The organism is Methylobacterium sp. E-046, from assembly GCF_022829625.1.
GTDB classification, from domain to species: domain Bacteria; phylum Pseudomonadota; class Alphaproteobacteria; order Rhizobiales; family Beijerinckiaceae; genus Methylobacterium; species Methylobacterium longum.
The window spans coordinates 1-4,613 of record NZ_JAKSYP010000294.1; the positions used below are offsets into that span (position 1 = coordinate 1).

Annotated in this window: 4 protein-coding genes; 2 read left to right on the forward strand and 2 right to left on the reverse strand. The window is 65.6% G+C overall.

What is annotated here, in order from left to right; all coding sequences use genetic code 11:
* The first annotated feature begins 381 nt into the window (after positions 1-381).
* Positions 382-1,230 (forward strand): helix-turn-helix domain-containing protein, encoded by an 849-nt coding sequence (locus MKK82_RS33615; protein WP_243988071.1) that lies wholly within the window; start codon positions 382-384, stop codon positions 1,228-1,230.
* Positions 1,231-1,327: 97 nt separating this feature from the next.
* Here the strand turns inward: MKK82_RS33615 and MKK82_RS33620 are convergent, their stop codons facing one another.
* Together MKK82_RS33620 and MKK82_RS33625 are read right to left on the reverse strand one after the other, a co-directional pair.
* A complete protein-coding gene (locus MKK82_RS33620; protein WP_243988072.1) occupies positions 1,328-1,795 on the reverse strand; it encodes a BLUF domain-containing protein in 468 nt (155 codons plus the stop codon).
* Positions 1,792-4,149 carry an EAL domain-containing protein gene (locus tag MKK82_RS33625; RefSeq protein WP_243988073.1) on the reverse strand — a complete coding sequence of 786 codons (2,358 nt, stop codon included), beginning with the start codon at positions 4,147-4,149 and terminating at the stop codon, positions 1,792-1,794. Before MKK82_RS33625 ends, MKK82_RS33620 begins: the two co-directional genes overlap by 4 nt.
* Before the next feature lie 289 nt (positions 4,150-4,438).
* Here MKK82_RS33625 and MKK82_RS34505 point away from each other — a divergent pair.
* Positions 4,439-4,613, forward strand: a 175-nt coding sequence (locus MKK82_RS34505; RefSeq protein WP_409566843.1) for a PAS domain-containing protein, incomplete at its 3' end; no start/stop codon positions are given.

A 4,613-nucleotide genomic window follows, 5' to 3' on the forward strand; every position in this document is an offset into this window, starting at 1 on the left:
CCGTCGTTTTCCATTAAATAATGTTAGGGCTTGTTATTGGGTGCGCCAAGGGGGTTTCAGCTTCAGCCGAAAATAATGTGCCGGAGCTGCCTACCCGTGACTTTACCGTGCCGCCCCGGCGACCTTGGACGTTCCGGCTGGACCCCGCCTGGCGAATCGCCGGCAACCTCCAGGGAAGCGCCCCCGCCGATCCTGGGCCCCGGAACGACTAACGGGCCCCTGTCGCCAAACAGAGAGCCCGCGAAATCGAAGTGGCCTGGTGGGGCCAGATGCAATTCCCCATCAGCCACAGCTCCCGCCGGGAGTCAACGGGAACGCCAATTCCCGGAGCGATGAAGTCGTGCCTTGATCACAGCCGCGGTCCGAAAAGGACCGGGATTGATGACCTATGCCGATGAGATCCGCCGACAGGTGGAGGCGGCCCCGCGCGCCGCGTTGCCGGCCGTCACGGCTGCGCTCTGGCGCGCCTATGGGGACGGGAAGGTCACGGAGGCCGAGGCCGAGGCGCTGTCTGTTCTCATCGAGGCGCGAACTACCTCTCAGCGCGGACCTATCTCGGGACAGAGTTCGAACAAGCCGGCAACGGTCACACCTCAAGCGTCCCATTCGATCAAGAACGGATCAGATCGCGCAGAAAGACCGAGGAGGCCCGGCGTCGGCTCCCGGCCACGCACGGATGCCTCAATGGAGCGTCGCCGCCGCTGGGCTGCCTCTGGACGCCTCCCGCCGGCCATTGCCGCCCGGTTCACGCTGGCCGAGCAAGCTGTGTTGGCTTTGGTGGCTGCCGAGACTGCGCGCCGGAAGGATTGCCGCCTGTCGATTGAGAACATGGCCGCCGTCGCGGGCGTGTGCCGCTCGACGGTCAAGAACGCGATCCGCGAGGCCCGACAGCTCGGCCTGCTGACCGTCGAGGAGCGCCAGATCACCGGCTTCCGCAACGACACGAACGTGCTCCGCGTCATCAGCCCAGAATGGCAGGCCTGGATCCGGCTGGCCCGGAAAGCGGGTCGCGAACAGCTACTCCCCTCGCAAGGGCAGAGTCATCACGGCCCCACCTCTCAAGAGAGAGGGGTCAAAAGCGTAACCAGCACGCCTACTGAGGTTTCAGTTCTGGGGAAAACAAGGCCATCGGACCCGATGAAGGGCTGCCGAGGGGCAGCGGGCGACCTCGACCAAAGCGACCACGTGAGAATTCTCGCGGGCGGTAGAACCGGCAGAGCTATGCGGTGAGGGTCTGCAGCCGGACGGTATGACGAACGCAGCGCCGGTAGGTCCCGGTTAACCTACTGCTATGCGGAGACGCACACGATTGGGTGCTCAGGTAAACTCAAGCTGCCGATTGCAGAGTCGAACCACCTTTGCACTGTTCCGGCCGGATCAGGGCAACCATCAATTTCATCGCAGCGGCAGCGGCATCAGCTAGTTCGGTGTCATGCTCGACCCGATCGACCAATGCCCCGGAGCCCGCGTCCGGCATGAGGTAGCTCATCGGATCATCACCGAAGAGGCGCTGCAAAACCGGCCCACACTCGACGACCTCGACACCAGAGTGGCGAAGATCGCAGCAGATCTGATCGAAGATCGCCTCCACGCCAGCTGCCGCTCCCTCCAGCGCCTGCACGAAGAACACTCCAGTGAACAGCAAGGTGCCCGTGATGCCGGCCTCGGCGTTCCGGCGCTGCGACGCGGCCACCAGGGCCGCAACGGTCTGCCGGATCTCGTCTGGGCTCCCTGCGATTGCGCATCGGCTGCGGTAAACAAGCCGGAACAGATCCGCGTCGTCCTGCGGGTTCATGCGGCCTCGCGGGCGTCGACGAAGGATAGGAAATCCGCCGCCGGAAGCGGGCGGCTCACGTGGTAGCCCTGGACCTGATCGCAGCCGGACGCCGTCGTAAACGCGAACTGCTCCGCCGTCTCGACGCCCTCGACCGTGATCGCCATGCCGAGGCACGTCCCCATGGTGATGATGGCCCGGACGATGGCAGCGCTCTCCGCGTCACCCGGAAGCTGACGCACGAAGGACTGGTCGACCTTGATCTTGTCGAATGGGAAGCGGCGAAGGTAGCTGAGCGAGGAGTAGCCCGTCCCGAAATCGTCCATCGAGATGCTGACCCCAGCCGCACGCAGGCGGGTCAATGTAGCGAGCGTCCGCTCCTCGTCCGCCAGCAGCACGCCCTCGGTGATCTCCAGTTCCAGACGGTCCGCGGCGAGGCCGGACGCGGCGAGTGCTGCCTTGACGGTGTCGGCGAGCCGCAGGTCCCGGAACTGGGCGGGCGAGAGGTTGACGGCAACTCGGATGTGCGCAGGCCAGCAGGCTGCCTGAGTGCAGGCCGTGCGCAGAACCCATTGGCCCAGCGGCCCGATGAGGCCGGTCTCCTCGGCCAGCGGGATGAAATCGGCGGGCGAGACGAGGCCACGCTCCGGATGACGCCACCGCACCAGCGCTTCCGCGGCTGTGATCTGGCCGGAGCGGGCATCGACCAGCGGCTGGTAGTGCAGCTCGAATTCCTGCACCGCGATGGCGCGCCGCAGGTCAGCCTCAAGACTGCGCCGCGCCTGCATGCGTGCGTCCAGCGCGGGATCGAAGCGGCGGAACGTGCCCTTGCCGTCGGCCTTGGCCTTGTAGAGCGCCAAGTCGGCGTTGCGCAGGAGCTGGCTGGGCTCGCTGCCGTCCACTGGCGCGAGGGCGGCGCCAACTGATGCGCCAACATTGACCAGCTGACCCTCGATCAGGAACGGGCGGCCGATCAGCTCGACGATGCGGCCTGCGAGCACCTGCACGGCCTCCGGGTCAGGCAGATCCACCTGCAGGATCGCGAACTCGTCGCCGCCCAGGCGCGCGACCATGTCATGCGGGCCGAGCGCGGCTTGGAGACGCTGGGCCGTCTTGCGGAGCAGCGCATCGCCTAGGCCGTGACCGAGAGTGTCGTTGACCAGCTTGAACCGGTCGAGGTCGAGGACGAGGACGGCGAAGGCCCGGTCCTGCTCAGAGCCGGAGGCGGCGTGACGCGCGAGCAGATCATGGAAATGGGCGCGGTTGGGCAAGCCGGTCAGCGCGTCCGAGTAGGCCAGCGTCCGCATCTTGGACTCGGTCTGCAGGCGCTCCCGCTGGTCGCGGATTGCCAGCACGGTCTGAAGACCGCTGCCGAGGGGGACCTTGCTGCGCAGGACGCGCACCGGTGCGCGCAGCCCATCGGCACCGACTAATTCGGCTTCCCGCTCCTCGCGCTCGGGAAGTGCCGCGACGGCGAGGCCGGGCAGCAGATCCGATAGGCGACGGCCGTTCAGTTCCCCAGGGTTCACACTCAACAGGCGTTCCAAGCTGCGATTGGCGGTGGTGATCACGTCGCCGTCACACACGGCGAGCCCCTCGACCGCGAGGTTTGCCAGCTCGCGCAGACGTTCCTGATCCCGGCGCGCTTGAGCCCGGGCATTCAGGGTGAGGCGCAGTCCGACCACGGCCAGCGCCAGGAGGCCGAAGGACACGCCCGCCACGACCGGTGCGATGACGTCCGGCGCAAGAGCGTGGGGCGGCAGCGAACGCTCGGGATCAAAGGTCAGCGTCATGGCCGTCATGCCGCAGAAATGCAAAACGCCGATCGCAGCAACCAACAGCGGCGCTCCAGCGCGTCGGAGATCGCGGCGGCGCTCGCCCGTCACGACAATGGCCACGCCGAACATGAGCAGACTCGTCGGTATGGACACGGTCAGCAGGGACGGATCCCACGTGACGGTACCGGCGACGAGGTAGGAAGCCTCGCCGATGTAGTGCAGCGCCGTGATGCTGCTGCCCAGGAGAAGACCGATGACGAAGCGATGGGCCCGCTTGCGTTGACCGATCGCGAGGGCGACGCTGATCCCGATGCCCGCGATGGCGATTAGGAGCGACAGGGCCGTCAGGTAGGGATCGAAGCCCGCGGGCATGCCCGGCTGGAAGGCCAGGAGCCCAATCATGTGGGTGGCCCAAGCGGTGCAGCCTGCCGCTACGATGCTGGCACCAGCCCAGAGAGTGGCGGATCGGCCTTCCGAGCGCGCCGCATGCGTCGCGACGGAGAACGAGCCGTAGACGCCGACGACGCAGATCCCGGCAGCGAGCAGGATCAGCTGATGATCGTGCGCCTGGGTAAGGCACGTATAGACAGATCGCATAGCAAGCTCCGCGAACTGCAATCTGACTGCGATCCGTTAATTTAAATTGTTGGCTGCAAGGATTTGGCGGGGCATTAGGGCTAGAAACACGAGTTCAGTAGATGTACGTTTCATAACTCAAGTTAAGTTTGTACACAATTACTTTTCGATGCTGAGGTAGCTGTCGCGGGCGATCGCGGTTCGTTCCCTGGTCGTGCTTCCGGGAACATGGTCGCTGCGGGCGCTGCCTGTCGGCCATGCGTTTGGTGGAGTGACGCCACGCCCAACGTATGCAAAGCCTTGCCGTACCATGACAGCCCTCGAACTCATTCGCGCACTGGCGCACGACGCCGCCATCGGCATCGTCGTCACCGATACGGTGGTCGATCAGCCCGGGCCGACCATCCTGTACGCCAACGCCGCGTTCGGTCAGCTTGTTGGGCGAGATCTGTCCGACATCGTCGGGCAGACCCCACGCTTCATGC